The organism is Streptomyces sp. NPDC001787 (assembly GCF_040297465.1).
Taxonomy (GTDB): Bacteria; Actinomycetota; Actinomycetes; order Streptomycetales; family Streptomycetaceae; genus Streptomyces.
On record NZ_JBEOZE010000024.1, the window covers coordinates 108,508 to 125,422 of the forward strand.

At 67.7% G+C, this 16,915-nt stretch carries 15 protein-coding genes and 3 pseudogenes; 8 read left to right on the plus strand and 10 right to left on the minus strand.

Annotated features, from left to right (window positions below; translation table 11 throughout):
• The first annotated feature begins 305 nt into the window (after positions 1 to 305).
• Complete coding sequence (locus ABT170_RS28455; RefSeq protein ID WP_329940774.1) at positions 306 to 1,928, plus strand: alpha/beta fold hydrolase; 1,623 nt, start codon at positions 306 to 308, stop codon at positions 1,926 to 1,928.
• Positions 1,929 to 2,649: 721 nt separating this feature from the next.
• Here the strand turns inward: ABT170_RS28455 and ABT170_RS28460 are convergent.
• Positions 2,650 to 5,163, minus strand: a complete 2,514-nt coding sequence (locus ABT170_RS28460) for an MMPL family transporter (protein WP_351872099.1) — start codon at positions 5,161 to 5,163, stop codon at positions 2,650 to 2,652.
• Between the two features lie 165 nt (positions 5,164 to 5,328).
• On the opposite strand from ABT170_RS28460, the gene ABT170_RS28465 reads away from it, so the two are divergent.
• The 3 genes from ABT170_RS28465 (at position 5,329) to ABT170_RS28475 (ending at position 7,848) form a co-directional block, all read left to right on the plus strand.
• Complete coding sequence (locus tag ABT170_RS28465) at positions 5,329 to 5,913, plus strand: TetR/AcrR family transcriptional regulator (RefSeq protein ID WP_329940776.1); 585 nt, start codon at positions 5,329 to 5,331, stop codon at positions 5,911 to 5,913.
• A gap of 98 nt (positions 5,914 to 6,011) precedes the next feature.
• A complete protein-coding gene (locus tag ABT170_RS28470) occupies positions 6,012 to 6,305 on the plus strand; it encodes a peptidase inhibitor family I36 protein (RefSeq protein ID WP_351872196.1) in 294 nt (97 codons plus the stop codon).
• A 70-nt stretch (positions 6,306 to 6,375) separates the two neighbouring features.
• Positions 6,376 to 7,848: a hypothetical protein gene (locus ABT170_RS28475; protein ID WP_351872102.1), complete on the plus strand. Its 1,473-nt coding sequence runs from the start codon at positions 6,376 to 6,378 to the stop codon at positions 7,846 to 7,848.
• A 72-nt stretch (positions 7,849 to 7,920) separates the two neighbouring features.
• On the opposite strand, the gene ABT170_RS28480 is transcribed toward ABT170_RS28475, so the two are convergent.
• Positions 7,921 to 8,601 (minus strand): transposase, encoded by a 681-nt coding sequence (locus tag ABT170_RS28480; protein WP_351872105.1) that lies wholly within the window; start codon positions 8,599 to 8,601, stop codon positions 7,921 to 7,923.
• A gap of 183 nt (positions 8,602 to 8,784) precedes the next feature.
• On the opposite strand from ABT170_RS28480, the gene ABT170_RS28485 reads away from it, so the two are divergent.
• On the plus strand, positions 8,785 to 9,288 hold the full coding sequence (locus ABT170_RS28485; RefSeq protein WP_329940779.1) for an NUDIX hydrolase: 504 nt from the start codon (positions 8,785 to 8,787) through the stop codon (positions 9,286 to 9,288).
• Between the two features lie 89 nt (positions 9,289 to 9,377).
• Here the strand turns inward: ABT170_RS28485 and ABT170_RS28490 are convergent, their stop codons facing one another.
• Complete coding sequence (locus ABT170_RS28490; RefSeq protein ID WP_351872108.1) at positions 9,378 to 10,703, minus strand: IS4 family transposase; 1,326 nt, start codon at positions 10,701 to 10,703, stop codon at positions 9,378 to 9,380.
• A 254-nt stretch (positions 10,704 to 10,957) separates the two neighbouring features.
• A pseudogene (locus ABT170_RS28495) lies at positions 10,958 to 11,723 on the minus strand (transposase); the annotation flags it as partial.
• 72 nt (positions 11,724 to 11,795) lie between these two features.
• Between ABT170_RS28495 and ABT170_RS28500 the strand changes: the two are divergent.
• The 3 genes and pseudogenes from ABT170_RS28500 (at position 11,796) to ABT170_RS28510 (ending at position 13,354) form a co-directional block, all read left to right on the plus strand.
• A complete protein-coding gene (locus ABT170_RS28500; protein WP_329940782.1) occupies positions 11,796 to 12,179 on the plus strand; it encodes a hypothetical protein in 384 nt (127 codons plus the stop codon).
• Between the two features lie 153 nt (positions 12,180 to 12,332).
• A pseudogene (locus ABT170_RS28505) lies at positions 12,333 to 12,572 on the plus strand (IS1380 family transposase); the annotation flags it as partial.
• Positions 12,573 to 12,895: 323 nt separating this feature from the next.
• Positions 12,896 to 13,354, plus strand: a complete 459-nt coding sequence (locus ABT170_RS28510) for a hypothetical protein (RefSeq protein WP_326681612.1) — start codon at positions 12,896 to 12,898, stop codon at positions 13,352 to 13,354.
• Between the two features lie 197 nt (positions 13,355 to 13,551).
• Here ABT170_RS28510 and ABT170_RS28515 read toward each other — a convergent pair whose 3' ends face one another.
• The 6 genes and pseudogenes from ABT170_RS28515 to ABT170_RS28540 all read right to left on the minus strand — a co-directional run.
• The gene (locus ABT170_RS28515) at positions 13,552 to 13,791 is read right to left on the minus strand and encodes a transposase (protein WP_329940783.1); all 240 of its coding nucleotides are present in this window, start codon (positions 13,789 to 13,791) and stop codon (positions 13,552 to 13,554) included.
• Positions 13,792 to 13,809: 18 nt separating this feature from the next.
• Complete coding sequence (locus tag ABT170_RS28520) at positions 13,810 to 14,553, minus strand: SDR family oxidoreductase (RefSeq protein ID WP_351872113.1); 744 nt, start codon at positions 14,551 to 14,553, stop codon at positions 13,810 to 13,812.
• A gap of 139 nt (positions 14,554 to 14,692) precedes the next feature.
• Positions 14,693 to 15,172: a MarR family winged helix-turn-helix transcriptional regulator gene (locus ABT170_RS28525; RefSeq protein WP_329940785.1), complete on the minus strand. Its 480-nt coding sequence runs from the start codon at positions 15,170 to 15,172 to the stop codon at positions 14,693 to 14,695.
• Between the two features lie 195 nt (positions 15,173 to 15,367).
• Entirely contained in the window at positions 15,368 to 16,417 is a 1,050-nt protein-coding gene (locus ABT170_RS28530; RefSeq protein ID WP_351872116.1) for an ABC transporter permease, read from the minus strand.
• 68 nt (positions 16,418 to 16,485) lie between these two features.
• On the minus strand, positions 16,486 to 16,644 hold the full coding sequence (locus tag ABT170_RS28535; protein ID WP_329940817.1) for an SDR family oxidoreductase: 159 nt from the start codon (positions 16,642 to 16,644) through the stop codon (positions 16,486 to 16,488).
• 11 nt (positions 16,645 to 16,655) lie between these two features.
• A pseudogene (locus ABT170_RS28540) lies at positions 16,656 to 16,863 on the minus strand (ACR3 family arsenite efflux transporter); the annotation flags it as partial.
• Positions 16,864 to 16,915: the final 52 nt, after the last annotated feature.

Sequence of the window (16,915 nt, forward strand, 5' to 3'; positions counted from 1 at the left end):
GTACGATGCCCGATTCTGCAGGCCGGCCCGAAGATGCTGCCGAGGCTCGCAGAGATCGGGGCGGACCTGGTCCTCCGTCGCAAGCGGGCCCAGGAGGAGCAGTGACTCGGTGAGATCGCCGGGCATCGAACTGACCTGGCCTTCGTCCGCACCCAGCAGGACCGACGAGGCTCCGCCTCACACGCCGACCCCCCTTCGGCCTCGGCATCCCAACCGTCCCATCCCCGAACAGATGACGACCGGAGGACAGATGGCGCTGGTGATACTCCCGAAAGACGCGGGCCACGGCGTGAGTGAATAGGGGCATGCTCTTCGACTTCACGCACGATCACGACGGTGAACGGCTCAGCGGTGTATACGGCGGTGATCCCTCGGGGGTCACCGCCGTGATGCTGCACGGCGCGGGCGACAGCTGCATGGAGCGGCTGCTGCCGCTGGTGCAGGAGTTCGTGGCCCACGGCTGCCGGGGAGTCGCCTTCGACTTCTCCGGGCACGGCAAAAGCACCGGAAAGCTCAGTGAGTCGAGCCTGCGGCGACGGTTCGAGCAGGCCGTCGCGGTGATCGACGCGTATGGCGGGGCGGAGGGGCCGCTGGTCCTGGTGGGTTTCAGCATGAGCGGGCAGACGGTCGCGGATCTCGTCGCCCACTACGGAGATCGGGTTGTGGCGCTGGGGCTGTGCGCGCCCGCCGTGTATACCGCCGCGGCGTGGGACGTTCCCTTCGAGGAAGGGAACGGGCGGTTCAGCGGGGCCATCCGGCGGCAGGACAGCTGGCGGGAGGCGCCCGCGCTTCGGGTGCTGCGAGCGTACGAGGGCCGGACGGTGCTCGCTGTGCCGGGTACGGACGCGGTGATCCCGGACGCGGTGACCGAGTCCGTACAGGACGCGCTGGCCGCCCGATCCCAGTACACGCGGTTCGACCTTCCGGACGCACAGCACCAGCTGGGGACGTGGTTCCGCGATCACAGCGAGGACCGGCGGGAGTTTGTGGAGGCGGTGCTGACCGGCCTCGACGACCAGGGCTGGTCAGCTACGCATGCGTGGGTCGCCAAGCAGCTCGGCAACGGCCGCAAGGTCACCGGCCTGCGCCTCCTGTCCGGTGGCTGGAGTTCCCAGATGCGCCGACTCACGCTCGACAACGGCGCTGCCCTGGTGCAACGGACCTTCGTAAGGCCGTTCTTCCGCCACCACGGGCCTGGGCTGCTGGCCCGCGAGGCGTCCGTCCTGACGCTGCTCACCGGTCAGGAGAGCATCCCGGCGCCCGATTTCGTCGCCGTGGACACCACGGCCGAACACTGCGACCACCCGACGCTGCTGATGTCCGCGCTGCCCGGCCGCGTCCGCGTGGACGAGGACGACCTCGCCCGGCGCCTGGACCTGCTCGCGGCCCAGCTCGTCAGCATCCACAGCGTCGTACCGGCCGAAAGACCGCGCACATACGAGGCGTGGACGTCCCCGGAACGTGTCCGCACCCCGGACGGCCCCCTGTGGGAGCGGGCCGTCGACGTGATCCGCCGCGACCCGCCGCCGTACGACGGCTGTTTCCTGCACCGCGACTACCACCCCGGGAACGTACTCTTCACGGGAGCCGGTCCCGACCTGCGGATCACCGGTGTCGTGGACTGGGTCGAGACCTCGTGGGGACCTGCCGACCTGGACGTGGCACACTGCTCGACCGCGCTCGCGCTCCTGCACGGGCCGGCGCACGGGCTGGAGTTCCGCGAGCGGTACGAGGCACAAGGCGGCCGCGGCCTGGCCGACAACCCCGACCACCTGTACTGGCGGCTGCTCGACGCCCTGCACTACTGCCCCGACGCGGCGAAACTGGCCGGACCGTGGCGTGAACTGGGCCGGGACGATCTGACGTCCGATGTGCTGGCAGAACGGCTGGAGGCGTATGTGGAGGGACTGCTCCAGCGATACGGCTGACCGACCGTGGAGCTCTCGTCCGACACCGGCCCGAGGAGGCGTACGCGTCGGCCGCCATTGTGCTCGTTCATGGCCTGGATCACCGTCGAGAACACTACGCCCTGGTGGCAGAACCCCCGCGGACCGCAGGAACCGCGGTCGTCGTTCCCGAGCTACACAGGGGCTCGTTGCTGGCGAGGACATCACCACAGGGGCAACGGCATGGTCACCGTTCCCCTCGGGGGCTCGTCTCTCGCCGCGGTCCCGGACTGGTGCCATGAAGTGCGAGGGAGCGTCAACGACGACTTGGATCGGGCCACCGGCAGGCGTGTCGGCCTGGCCATCTCCAGGGCCCTCGAAACCTGGCGCCCTCCGACGGGCAGGGCGGCTCCCCCGATCCCCCGCCGTCATCTGGCTGGACGACCGGATCGCTGACGAAGGCTGCACGTCCACCCCGTAGTTCCGGGCCCCTCGTGCGGTTTGCCCATCAGTGCCTGGCGCCCAGGCCGAGCGCACGCATCAGGGGCTCGCCGTCGCGCAGCGCGTTCTGGGCCCACCCGTAGGTGGCTGCGGCGCCGCCGAACTCCGCGCGAGGGAGAACTCGAAGTTCGCCCGCACGCCCGCACCTCCGGTACGACACAGCCAAGGTGGGAAGTGCGGGCTTTGCCCTCGCCCTCTTCGTGAACAGGCCTGGGAAGCCGGCCGGGGCTCGTGCGGCGCCGGGGGCTGTTCGGGCACTCAGTTACGGCATGGAAGTGGAACGCTGGGCCGATGCCGGTTCGGCCAGCCGCCCGGTGCGGCGGGCCCATATCTCGAATACGACGGTCATGAACGGTGGTACGGCGGCCAGCAGAGCGAAGAGCGTCGTACGGCCCAGCCGCCACTTCAGCCGGATCGCCACCAGGACTGTCAGGAGTACGTAGACGACGAAGACGGCGCCGTGGAGTGTCCCGAAGATCCGTACGCCGAGTTCGGTGGTTTCGGGAATGTACTTGAAGTACATCCCGATCAGCAGGCCGGCCCAGGTGCACGCTTCGATGGCCGCGATCCAGGTGAAGGCGCGCAGCAGGCGCCGTGTCCGGATGGCGGATTTTGTGGTGAGCGTGGCAGGTGGGTCGGCGGCGGGTGTGGAGGGCGTCCTGGGGCGTGCCGGCCACAGTGCGTGGTCGCCGAAGAGACGGACGATGGCGGGGACCAGGAGGGGCCGGACGAGGAAGGTGTCCAGCAGGATGCCGAAGGCCATGGCGAAGCCGAACTGGAACAGTTCGCGGATCGGTTGGGTCATGAGGACGGCGAAGGTCGCCGCGAGGATGAGACCTGCGGAGGAGACGACGCCGCCGGTGCGCGTGAGGGCGGCGCTGATGGCCTCGGCCGGGGGCCGGGTGCGCAGCTCCTGCTTGAACCGGCTCATGATGAAAATGTTGTAGTCGACGCCGAGTGCGACGAGGAAGACGAAGATGTACGCGGTGACGCGGTTGCCGATGCCTTCGTCGCCGAGGACGGTGACAGTGAAGAAGGTGGTGGCGCCCAGGGTGGCCAGGAACGACAGGATGAGGGTCGCGACCAGGTAGAGCGGTGCGAGGAGCGAGCGCAGCAGGAGGATGAGGACCGCTGTGACGATGGCCAGGACCAGGAGCACGATGAAGGTCATGTCGCGGTCGAGAGCGGAGCGGATGTCGGCGTTCCGCGCCGTCTCTCCGCCGATGAGCACCGTGGCGTCCCGCACTCCGGCCGCGTCGGCCGCGGCCCGCGCGGTCTTCTTGAGCGGACCGATCGTGTCGAGCGCCTTCGAGCTGTACGGGTCGAGGTCGAGGACGACGTCGTAGAAGACGGTCCTGCCGTCCTCACCGAAGCGGGGGCGCCCTCCGACCCGGCTGACATTCTCGGCGTCGGCGAGGGCGGCGGCGATACCAGCGGGGGCGGGGCTGGAGCGCAGGTCGTCCTGGGAGCGGATGCCGATGGTGCTGGGTGCGATCTCGCCCGGCCCGAACTCCTCCTGGATCAGTCGCTGCCCGCGTTCCGACTCGGTGGCGGTTCGGAAGCCACTGAGGGTGTTGAAGCTCTCCTGGTAGCCGAGCAGACCCGCGCTCATCACCACGAGCAGCGCGATCGCGGCCGAGGCGACCCGCAGAGGGGCGCGGGCGACGAGGGCGGCGATGCGATGCCAGACGTCTGCGCCGCGGCTGCGTTCGGCGGCTTTGTCCACACCCCCCGGCCAGAAGACGCTCCTGCCCAGCAGAAGGATCAGGGCGGGGATGAAGGTGAACGACACGAGCGCCATGACGGCGACGCCGAGGGCGAAGTACGGGCCGAACCCGCGCAGCGCCGGGGAGGTGGCCACGAGCAGGGCGACCATGGCGAGCACGATGGTGGAGGCACTGGCGAGAACGGATTCGGCAGTCCGGTGCACCGCGGTCTGCATCGCGCGTGGACGGTCCGGCTCGTCGAGGAGGGCTTCGCGGTAGCGGGCGGTGATGATCAGCGCGTAGTCGGTGCCCACTCCGAACAGCAGCACGGTCATGATCGAGGCGGTCTGGGAGCTGACCGTGATGATTCCGGCGTCCGCGAGAAGTGCGCCGGTCGTCTCCGACACACGCATTGCCACACCGACGGCGAGGAGGGGCACCAGGGCCATCAGGGGTGAGCGGTAGATGGCCAGGAGGATGATGAGAACGAGCAGAATCGTGGCCAGGAGCAAGACCTTGTCACCGCCGCTGAAGACCTTCACGGTGTCGGAGGCGATGCCGGCGGGGCCGGTCACGGCGACTTCGGTGGGCCCCGAGCGGTCGGACGCGAGGGCGCGCACCTTGTCGACGGCGTTCTGGAAGTTCTCGTCCGAGGGGCTTCCCGTCATGGGCACGATGACCAGCTGGGCGCCGCGGTCCCGCGAGACCAGTTCGGCTGCGGCGTCGGGAGCGGTCACCGTGGAGATCACGCTCGCGACCTCGTCGGGCCGGGCGGATTCGGACAGTGCCGAGGTGATGCGGGCGACCGCTTCCCCGACGTTCGCCGCAGCGTCGGCGCCCTCACCGCGCACCACGATGATCGCAGGCGTCGCGTCCTGGCCCGGAAGCCGGTCGCGGACGAGGTCGCGGGCCTTCATGGAATCCGAAGCGGCGGGTGGAAGATTGGCGGAGGCGTTGTCCTCGACGGATTCCAGTGCGGGGGCGACCCCCGCGAGAAGGCCCGCGATCAGTACCCAGAACGCCACCACCGCGGCAGCGCGCTTTCGCGATCCCAGGAGACATCGGAACATGCGGGAGTGCATCGGTTGCATCGGACAGCCTTTGGCAGGAAGCACGGACAGAACTTAGAGACAGGGTGTCTCTAAGTTTCGCCAAGCTAACACACGGGACCCGCGTCACCCCGGACGCGGGGGTAGATTGGCGTAGGACGCAGTGCCCGAGGTGGAGCGGAGAGAATGCCCAAGATCGAAGCCGGAAGTGTCCGTGAGCACCGGGCCCAGCGGCTCGCTCAGCTGATCGACGCGGCAGAGGCAATCCTGAACGAGGGCGGCGTGGAGAGCCTCACCGCCGGCGCAGTCGCCGCGCGGGCAGGCATCGCCCGCAACAGCATCTACCGTTACTTCGACTCCATCGAAGACCTGCTCGAACTTGTGGTGACCCGCGAGTTCCCCGCCTGGATCGAGGCAGTGGAGCGGGCCATCGCGGCAGAAGCCGCCCCCGAGGAGCAGGCAGCCGCCTACGTCAGAGCCAACCTCGAACAGGCCGCGCGCGGCACCCACGGCTGGAGGGCATCGCTCTCGCGCGGCTCGCTCTCCCCGTCGGCGCGGGAGCGTGTGAAGAACCTGCACACCTCACTGCACGAGGCACTCGCCCGGATCGTCCGAGAACTGGGCGAGCCACAGCCGGAGCTGACCGTCGCCGTGCTCCAGGCCGTTGTCGATGCGTGCATCCGCAGAATCGACCAGGGTGACGAACTGGCGACCGTGTCCGACTTCGCTGCGGATGCCACACGCCGGCTACTCGCGCACGACCACCACTGACTCCTCCAGGACCTCACCGCCCCCGAGCGGCTGGAGCCGTCCCCGCTGTTCCGGACCCGTGGGAACCCTACGGCAGGTTCAAGCTGTCAGCCGCGGACATCTCACCAACGGCCAACTGCTACTGCGCGGGTGTCTGCCTGTACCTCGACCACGGGTTCAACGACTGCGGCTACGACAACGGCATGATCCCGGCCGCCGACGAGAACGTGCCCAACCTGGTCAGCCACGGGTTCGACGACCAGAGCAGCTCCGTCGTCAACTACACCGACCATGCTGTGACGCTCCACAAGGCCTACGACTACAAGGGCCGGGAAGTCACGCTCGATCCCGGTCGGTGCCTGGCCAACCTGCCCTCCGGTTGGAACGGCAACGGTGGTCACCTGATGGTGTGAGCGAGGACGGAACCCGTCCCGGCCTCCCTCGTTGGCCTGTCGACCGATCGTCTCTCCCTGAGGACGCGACATGCGCCGACGCACCACCCCGTTCCGCACCGGAATCATGTGCGCCGTGCTGATCGCGGTCGTTTTCGTCGGGGTTCAGCTGACGGCGGTGACCGGCCGGGACTCCCCGGACTCCAAGAACTACATCTCCTACGCCCTCAGCCTGAGCGGGGAAAGCCGGACCTCGGCCACCGCTCACGCGATCGACTACGTATGCGCCGACCAGGCCGAGAGGCCGCCGACCTGGATTCCCTGGTCCGGGAACGGCCGCCCGACGGAGACCCCGCGGGAATGTGTGCGGCGCCTGACCGCATCGGCCGCGTACTGGACCCGGCAGGGCAATACCTCCGGCATGACCGGGCCGTTCCTCAACTCCCGCTTCATGGCGATCTACGAGGCACGTCCCGGGTACCCGCTGCTGCTCGTGCCGTTCATCGCCGCGTTCGGCCTTGTCTGGGGCATCTGGCTGGCCGGCGTGACCGTCGCGGTGGCGGGAAGTCTCTGCGTTCTGGCCGCGCTCCGTACGAGCGGTGCCACCCGGCCTGCCGCGTTGACCGGGCAGGCCCTGTATCTCACCCTGCCCACCGGCGCCACCGCGATGCGCCCCATGGCCGACGGGCTCACCATGGCCTGCACGGCCGGGGTGGTGCTCGGCTGCGCACTGACCCTGAACGGGAAGCGGCGGGCCGGAACAGCGATGGTCGTCGGCGGGCTCCTGTCGGCCTTCCTCGCTCGCTACTCCCAGGCGCTGCTCCTGGCAGCCGTCCTCACCGGGGCCTTTGCGGGACTCGCCTGGTACCGAAAGCGGCACAGTCGGCCAACGCGGCCCGCGCTCGGACTGTTCGCCCTCTGCGGCGTCCTGACCATCGTCATGCAGACGACGACGCACGTGCTGCGATGGCCCACCGGACAGGACAGTGCCCAGGACCTCCTGACCCACCACTACCGGCGTCCGGACGTCGCCTCCCCCTGGACCCACTTCATCGAGCGCGAACTGACCTTCTGGCCGGCCTGGTTGCAGCATCAGCTGACCCACCCCGAGCTCCTCATCGCACTGGCCCTCGCCGCCTGGGCCCTGGTGCGACGGCCCGCGGTCCTCGGACTGCTCGCCTCCGCGACGGCACTGTCCGGCCTGCTCAACCAAGCCGGCCACCCCAACCTCGCCATAATGAACGACTACCGGCTCATCGTGCTGGTCTGGTTCCTGCCGATCCTCGTGATCCCTCTGCTCACGGCAGGCCGCGGTCACGGGGCCGGGCGCCTGCGGGAGGACGGCTCGGCCGACTTCGTCGGGACAGGGGGCGTGGGACCGCCGCCCTTCACGGGCAGCGCGGCCCCGCGAGAATGCGGAGCTGCGGAACGGCGGAGAGCCCGGCCGACGGTTCCGCTGAGCGTCACGGAGAGACAGTCGGGAGGAAGCACACAGAAGCCCGCCCGAAAAACCACGCGGCGGTTGCACGACCCTGCTTCAGAGGACCACTCCTCGATGCCTTGACCCATGCGCATAGAGGTTGGCCCCGCGGAACGTGCGATGTGTACGGCGACCTCGACTGGATCTCGTTGCAGGTCAGCGGCGCCAGGTCGTCCGGTCCGGCGCGATGTGTGTTTGTCTGCGCGGACGACGGCGAGGAAGGCATGAGCGAGCATGGCGAGGGTGACCCAGCGGGCTCCAGGACGGGTAACGGCGGACCTGGTGTTCATCGAGTCCGGCCAGGCCCTTCTCGGTCTGGAAGGTCTCCTCCACCCGCCACCTGGATCCGGCCGTCCTGACCAGGGTGTGCAACGGGACCGGCCCGGCGGAATGGCAGCGGTAGTAGGCGAGTTCTCCGGTGGTGCGGTTGCGCCGGATCAACAGCTGACGGTGGCCGGGCCCCGGGGCGGTGAAGTCGATGACGGCCCAGACGAGGTAGACGGCAACCTGGGAGTTCTCGATCCGTCCGGCGGTTCCGGTGTACTGGCGCTGAACCCCGACGGTGCGGGTGCCCTTCTTCACATCGCCGGTCCCATCCACGACCAGCACTGCCACCTCGTCGTGGAGATGTTCGACGACGTACTCGCGCACGTCGTCCCGCACGGCATCGGCATCGGCATCGGCATCCCAGGCGGCCCGGCACAGCAGGCACTGCATTGCCTTGGGAGACCTTCTCCCCGGCCCACTCCGCGATCGTCCAGCAGTTCGTGCGCGGCAGTCCGACAGCAGCCCCAGTACCAACCGCCCGGCCGCAGCCGGGGTTCGACCCGGATGCACCGGCCTGCGACGCGGCCCGTGCCCACCTCGAACACCTCCCGCCAACGGCCTGGATCCATGCTGTGACCTGCGGCCACCGTCTCTTCGTCAGTCCACACAACTCACGATGATCAACGGTGGCCGCGCCCGTCACCGCACCGGCCCTGGCTATCCGCGCGCTGGCCATCACGTACGGTCTGCGGCATGACGGCAGAGGATTCGAAGGCTCCAAAACCCCGGGTGCAGCTGGTCATTGGCATCATCCGCCAAGGCGACGAGATCCTGCTCGTGCGAGAGAGTCTCGGCGCCGCCGACGAGATCCTCTGGTCGCTGCCCGGTGGCGGGGTCGAGGACGGCGAACTCATGCACGAAGCCCTCCGGCGCGAGCTACGGGAGGAGACCGGCCTGCTGGTAGGCGACCCGGTGCGGACCGCATTCCTCATGCACATCGACTCCGAGCCCTACCCTTCGGCACTGGCCGTTGCCTTCGAGATCGACGAGTGGTCGGGGGACATCGCGCCACAGGACGACGACATCCAACAGGCCGCCTTCTTCCCCCTGCCCGACGCCCTGAAGCTGCTCCGCGAGCTGGACAGCGCAACACAGCGGGAGCCCATCGTCGGCTATCTGACCGGGAATGTCGCGCCCGGGACCACCTGGCTGTACCGCAACCGAGGCAGAGACGAGACGCTTGTCGCCCGCTGGTGACACCAGACGATGGCCACCACACGAAGATCACTATCTACAGCTGGAGTACTAGAGGCAAGGCCGTGAAGTTTGCCGGTTGGGCCGGGTTGTCAAGGGCCTGCGGGTGCGAGGATTTCGATGCCAGTGGTGGCTTTGTAGCTGGTGCGGTCGATGCGGGGGCCTCGGGCCTGGTACTTGGAGATGGCGCGTTCGACGATGCGGGGGCTGACGCGTAGCCGCCGTACGGGCAGCAGGTTGGCCAGGACGTGTCGGCCGATGGTGCCGGTCAGGTCGATGACGGTGCCTGCGATGACGCCTGCGGCCAGGATGATCTGGTCACGGGCGGCCTGCCAGGCGATGGAGAAGCCGGCCCGGTCGGGGTCGGTGCCCGGGCGGGTGCTGGTGGCGTCTGCCATGTCGGTGCGCAGCAGTTGGTAGACCACGAGCAGGACGTAGATCTCCTGGTCGATGCCTTGGGGAGTGCGGGACCGCAGGACGCGGCCGCCGAGGATGGTCGACTTCAGTTCCAGGTAGGCGGTTTCGATCTCCCAGCGCTGGTGATACAGGGTGGCGAGTTCGGCTGCCGGGTGGGGGTGGTGATCGAGCAGGGTGGTGGTGAGCCGGCAGAGGCAGGTGTGTTTCCCGGCGGTGGTGGTGACGGTGATCTCGCAGTCGATGACGCGGACTCGTGCCGGGCCGAGGGTGGAGAGGTAGGAGCCGTCCCGGTAGCGGGCCAGGACGGGCATTGTGCGGCTGTTCTTGAGCCGGACCAGGACATCGGCACCAGTGGCGGCGATGTCGGCCACCAGCTTCTGGGCGGCGAAGTTGCGGTCGGCGAGCAGGATCATCCCGGCCCGGAGGCTGGGCAGCAGGCGTGGCGCGTAGGTGGTCTCGCCCGAGGTGGTGGGGCCGAAGACCGCGTCGATGAGGGTGCGGGTGCCGCAGGCGACCAGGGCGAGCAGGCGGACCTGCGGGTATCCGGTCCCGCCGTGGTTGCCCGCCTGTTTGGTGAACCTGGTCAAGACGGCGGAGGTGTCAGGCACGGTCAGGATGGTGCCGCCGAGTGCGACCACCAGCAGCTCCCGCCACCACACACCGGCGGTGCCGACGTCGGCGGCCGGGCCGCGTAGCAGGTCGAACAGCCACCGCAGCGGCTTCGCTCCGACGCGGCGGCGGGCCTGGGCCAGCGCACTCGCCGTCGGCGCGGCTACCGGCAAGCCGACCAGCGCCCCGGTGAGCTTGCGCCATACCCCCGGATAGCCAGTCTCCGGGAACAGGCACGCGGCCAGGGTCAGGTAGACCATGACGCGGGAGGGCAGATCCCGCAGCCGTGCCTGCACGGCCCTGGTGGCGATCAGTGCCTCGTCGACCATCTCGAAAGGCACGAGTTGAGTGAGCTCGCCGAGATGACCGGGCGCAAACCGGCCTCCGGCCACCGTGACGGCACGCGTGATGGCAGTCTGTCCAGACAGCGGAGCCTCCGGTCTTTGTGAACGGCTTGTCTTGGTCGACTGCCAGTTCTACCGGGGCTCCTCCTCATGTCCGGCGAAACCGCACGACGTGCTCGCAGGGGCTGTTGTCGGCGTGACGCGGCTCCACGCGGACGGTATTTATGCCATTGAAGGTTGTCCCGTAACTGATCTTGAGGTCGGCTTTGACGTGGCCGGCCACTGCATGAGCTCACCTGCCATCCACCGAGGTTGAGGTTATGCAGGCGAGCGATGCCGAGCATGGCGTGGTGGACGCCGTCGCCCTTGAGGCGGCAGTCGCGCAGGATCTTCCAGCCGTTCATACGGGCGAAGGTGTGCTCGACGCGGGGCCGGACGCGTTTGTGGGAGCGTTTGTGTTCTTCTTTCCAGGTGGGGAGGTCCTCGCCCTTGGTCCTACGGTGCGGGATGACCAAGCCGGTGCCCTGGTAGCCGCCGTCGGCGATGGTCACGGTCTTGCCGACGGCATCCTTGGTGCCGGATTCCTCCCAGCCGCGGGAGTCGTGCCGGTTACCGGGCAGAGGCCGGCCGACCACGACGACCAGCCGGGTGTCGGCGTCGATGACGACCTGATGGGCCGTGGAGTAGCGGTAGTTCTTCGACTGCTCGGCGATCGTGCGGTCCCGGGGGGGGGACCAGGGTGCCGTCCACGATGAGCACGGTGTCCTTCGCGAACCGCTTGCGTGGATGGAGCGCGATCTTTGGCCCGAGGTGGTTGATGATCCGGTCGGCCGCCGATTTCGAGATGCCGAACAGCGGGGCGATCTGGCGCATCGTCAAGTTCGTTCGCCAGTAAGCGGCGACCAGCAGGATGCGGTCCTCCAGCGGCAGCCCCCAGGGGCGCCCGCGATGCGCTTTGGCCGCAATCTCGCGGCGCACAGCCGTCACCAGCCTGCCGAAACAGCGCGGGCTCAGCCCGGTGAACGGGGCTATCCAGGACGGCTCGGACGCCGTGATCAGACCAGCCATCCGGAGATCATTTCAGTTGCCGACACCCTTTCCCACGGCGATCCTGGGCTACGAGCGACCAAGGGGGACAAGGTGGGACTGATGCTCTTTCCGGGCGACGACGACGTGGCGAGCCCGGACGTGTCCTGGTCATACACCGGATTCAGCATGTTCAGGCATTGGTTGACCCAGGCCGAGGGCGTCACCCTCACCGAGATGAGCGGGTTCGGCGGAGAACGCCCGTGGTGCAGGGTCTCCACCACGCTGGCGCCACTGCTCAACCATCCAGACGACGATGGCCCTGATCTGACGCCCGCTCAATGCGCGGCCATGCTGCCCCGGCTGGAAGCCATCCTCGACCAGCGACAGTCTGACGACAGCGACCCTGTTATCCGACGGCGCATCGAAGATGTCAGGCAGTTGATCACCGTTTTGCGGTTCTGCGTGGACAAGGACGTCAAGCTCATCTTCGGCTAACCCCGGGAGCGCGGAGCGACCCGCCCTCGCGGGGATGAGCCGTGGTTACGGGACAACCTTTAGCCTCGCCGTTTCGTTTGGTTACGGGAGCTGTTGGGGCAAAAACGCGAAAGTGCCTTCCTGACCTGGGACGATGAACCTTGCTGAGGGGTTCTGTCGGTCCAGGCAGAGGGCACTTTCTACGTGCAGGCTATCGGGTTGCGTCCCAAGATCCAGGTCAGTGCAGATGGTTCGGGGGTGGTCGGTCATGCCGGGGCACGGTTACTGGCTGATCTCGCTGATGCCACCGGGCTCACCGCCGCGTACTCCACCGCGCTCAGGCTGCTTCGGCCGCGTGGGACCGGGCATGATCCGGGCCGGATCGCCACTTACCTCGGCGTCTACCTGATCGACACGGCGTCCTACGACTATTACAGTCCGGATGCGCCACCGGCCCCCACGAATGAGCCGTCAGGCTGACTCATTGTTTCCTGGACGGCTCGGCGAGTCATGAGCGATGCTCGTCTGCGGACATGCCGGTGCCTGAACTACGAGGCACCTTGGGGGACGGGGGTCTTCGGTGCGGAGAAATTCCGACTTCCCGCCAATCCGACGGTCCTTTCATGCACTTCGGGAGCCTTGAGCGCCACCGTCCGGACAGCGTGGACGCTGGTGCCAGCGAAGGAGGGTTTGTGTTACGGAACACCATCAAGCGAGCACGGAATTTCGGAGCGGTCGTGGCCGTGCTGATGACCATCGGCCTGGCCACCTCGGCAAGCCCCGCAGCGGCGAATTCGGATACGGCGTCGGCCGTTGCCGGCGTGTCGGCTGCGGCAACGGAATACGATCAAGCGGTGCTCGGTGGCCCCGTTTACAGCACGGGCCCCTGTGCGGAGTCCAGTGCCGGTGAATCGTGCTTCCAGATGTACGGAGACGGGATTTATCTGGTCGCGAACACGAGTGGCGCATACGCCCGCTGGAGCAACTACCTGTGGAACGGCAGCTCTTGGCAGCTTTACCGCCAGGGCGAATGCGCGATCTCCGTCACGGGTACCTGGGGCCGCTGCAACAAGGATTTCTACGAGGACAGTACATATCCGAACGCGTACGGAAGCCAGGGCAGCGGCATCCGGGTGGCCATATGCAGCTCCAGCGGCAGCTGCTCCGCGGAAACCTGGACCCGCAACAACGGCTAGAAGACTCATGAAGATCTTGCTGAGGGGTCGTTCAGCCGTAAACCGAACGACCCCTCGGTCTATGCGGTGGCCGGGTTGATCGTCCAGGTGCTGTTCGTTCGGGTGAGTCCGAGGTTGATCAGTCGGCGGAGGTTGAGGACGGCTGCTCGGGTGTGGAGCCAGGTGTCGTTCTTGATGGTGGTGCCGCAGTAGCAGAATTAGCGGTTGCCTAGGTGGACGAGACAGGCGACGGCGCGTTCGACCGGTGGTCTCCAGTGGCGGTAGTCGGCTTGCCAGTCGGAGTCGGTGGCGGCTTGATGACGGGCGGCGGCGAGTAAGTCGTGGTGGGGGCGGATCATCAGGATGCGTCCGGCCTCGGCCTTGGTGCACCGCTCACGCAGGGGACATCCAGAAATTCTCGCACCCGCAGGCCCTTGACAACCCGGCCCAACCGGCAAAACTTCACGGCCTTGGTACTAGAGGACGCCACCGTTGGCCCGAATGTTCTGACCCGTCACCCAGCGTCCATCAGGGCCCGCAAGGAAGCCGACGACGTCGGCCACATCCCCGGGCAGGCCGAGGCGTCCGAGCGACGTCATTCCAACGGCCATCGCCAAACCCTCGGGAGTGTTGGCCCCTCTGAGGAAATCGGTGTCCGTGGCACCTGGCGACACGGTGTTGACCGTGATGCCACGGGCACCCAGTTCGCGTGAAGCCACCAGCGACAACTGTTCGAGGGCGCCCTTGCTCGCTGCGTACGGGGCGTTCCCAGGGGCTGGAAAAACTGTGTTCAGAGTAGAGATGTTCACGATCCGGCCGCCATCACGCATGTGCCGCGCCGCGTAACGCACCGTAAGAAAGACCGACTTTGCGTTCACGGCCATCACTCTGTCGAAATCGGCCTCCTCCGTCTGCGCGAGAGGCACGACTTCGGTATGCAGAGCCGCGTTGTTGACGAGAATGTCCAGGCCCCCGAGCTGATGCTCCGCAGTACCTAACAGATCCTCGGCCGCACTGGGCTGTGCCAGATCCAACTGGACCGCAAAGACGTTCCCGCCTTCCTCCTGAGCCTGCCGGACGACTTCCTCCGCGGCTTCCCGGTTCTGCGCGTAGTTGAAGACCACACTTGCCCCGTCCCGCGCGAGCCGCAGCACAATGGCCCGGCCGATCCCCCGCGCCCCTCCCGTAACGACAGCTGCCTTGCCTGTGAGTACCGTCACGATCCCTCCCTATTGCGATGCGCCGTGAGACGCTCACGGCGCGGCCAGAGCGCTGCTCCTTGTCACTTACCGAGCCGACGTCAGGTGTCAAGATTGTGCTCGCTGCGTTCACGAGGACGAGGGGTGTGCGGGCGCCCGTTCAGTTGGTGCTCCGGGGCGTGGTCTTGGGCGCCTCGGCACCTGCGACGGCGTCGGGGTTCAGCTCCTCGACCAGGCGGTACAGCACGTCGTGAAGGGCCTCCTTGTCGTCAGGTGAGAGCGGCAAGGTCGTCGTGGACTCGACCCGGCACAAGATCGAATCGGCTCGGGTCGCGGTGGCGCGCCCCTCGTCGGTGACGTACAGACACATGCTGCGGCGGCTGGTCGGGTGCGGCTCACGCAGCAGCAGCCCACGCTCGACGAGTTGGCTCACCGCAGCTCCCATCGACTGAGCCGTGATACCGGATCGGCGCGCGATGTCCGCTGCGGAAACTCCCGGCGTACGGACAGTCTGTGTCAGGGCGTTGTGCTGGGCGAGGGTGAGGTCCTCCGCGCGCAGCTCCCGCTCCAGCCGTCCGGCGACGATCTGCGAGAACTGCCAGGCAAGGTATCCGGTGGTGGGGAACGCTGCGTCGGTCACGGTCTCAGTTTAACGAGAATGCACCTTACTGTTGCGGGCGTTGTGGCCCGGCCCACAAGGGAGTGGTCCCGGGCTTCACGCAGGCGTCACCGTCCCCGCGCACGACGCCTCCACCGGTGCGGGTGTCCCCTGCCGCACCGCGACCGGTGGATTCCGTGGTCTGGTCGTGGCCGAATCACGGCCCGGACAGGCAGGTCAGCCGATGGCTCGGCGGCGTGGGGCACGGACATCGCGCAGGTAGAGCGTCGCGGCGGCGACCACGATCCAGGCCGCCAGGACGACGATGCCGATGGTCAGGCCGTCGTTGTTGAAGTGGGACACGCCCTGAAGGGCTCGTACGCCGACTCCCACCGGAAGGATTTCGGAGAGCGGCCGCAGCCAGCCCGGCAGAAAGGCGCTGGGCAGGGTGCCGCCGCTGGTGCTGTTGCCGAAGGTCAGCAGCACCACCGAGGCCAGCGACATCCCGGCCTTGCCGAACAGGCGCATGAACACCATGGTCGTACCGCCGACCGCTGCGGCCATCAGCGCGATGATCCCCGCGATGCCCAGGAAGGGGCCGGGAAGCGCGGCGAAGCCGAGGCTGCCGGCGATCAGCGCCACGATGATGCCGCCGAGGATACTGAAAGAGGCCAGACTGGCCATCCGCCACCGGTACAGCAGGCGGGGCGCCATCTGGTAAGTCATCATGCCGAACAGGAAGCCGGCCAGGACGACACCGAAGCCGGCGTAGAACACCGACATGCTGCGTGTGTCGCCGGCCGAGGCCTGGGCGACGTCGTGCTGACTCAGATGACCGCCGCTCGCCCGGGCGACACCGGAGAACGCGCCCGTGACAGTGGACGTCACGGACGGACCGTTGGCCCCCGCGTACAGCAACTCGGCAGATTTCCCGGCGCCCACCACGTAGGCGGCGTAGACAGTCCGGTCCTGTACGGCGCGGCGCGCCGCATCCTCGTCGGCGTAGCCCCTCACCTCGAAACCGCCGGGCAGCGCTCGCTCCAGACCCTGGGTGACCTGCGCAAGCTGGGCGGTCGTACCGACGACGGCGACCGGCAGGTCATGCGGCTTCGGCGCGTGGAACGCGGCCAGGAACACGCTGACGAAGATGGAGCCGATGGCCAGCACGATCACTACCGGCAGCAGGACGCCCTTCACTCCGCCGGCCCCCTGCTGAGGGGGCGCGGCGTCGATCGTCGGTGGATGGTACGCGTGACGTGATTCAAGGGTGGTGGAGGGTGCGGGCATTGCAGGGCGTCCTCGTTTTCTCTCTATAAGGTGCCTTCCAATGATAGCTCAAACCATAAGGCACCTTACTATCGGGGCACGGTGGTTCCGCCGTCGACCCGCACCACGACGCCGGTCACGAACCATGCATCGTCGCTGGTGAGCATCGCCATGGCCTCTGCAACGTCCTCCGTCCCAGCGACCCGCTTCAGGGAAGCGCTGCCCGCCAGGACGATCCGGGCGAGCACCAAAATGACGGCGGGCCGCGGATCCGATTGATGACCAGCGAGGAGACCATCGGCTTCCGGTCGCCCGTGACCGCGTCGAGCTTGTCGTAGCGGCTTCGCCAGCACCGGATACGTCGTGATCGGCAGGCCGACCGCGACGAGCAGGGAGATTTCGCCGATCTCCACCTTGACGAGCGCGTCGTTCAGGCCGGGGATCAGGCGGCCGAGCCCGAGGCCCATGACGAGAAGGATCCAGACCGCGAGGAAGCGGTACAGGATGGAGAGCACCACC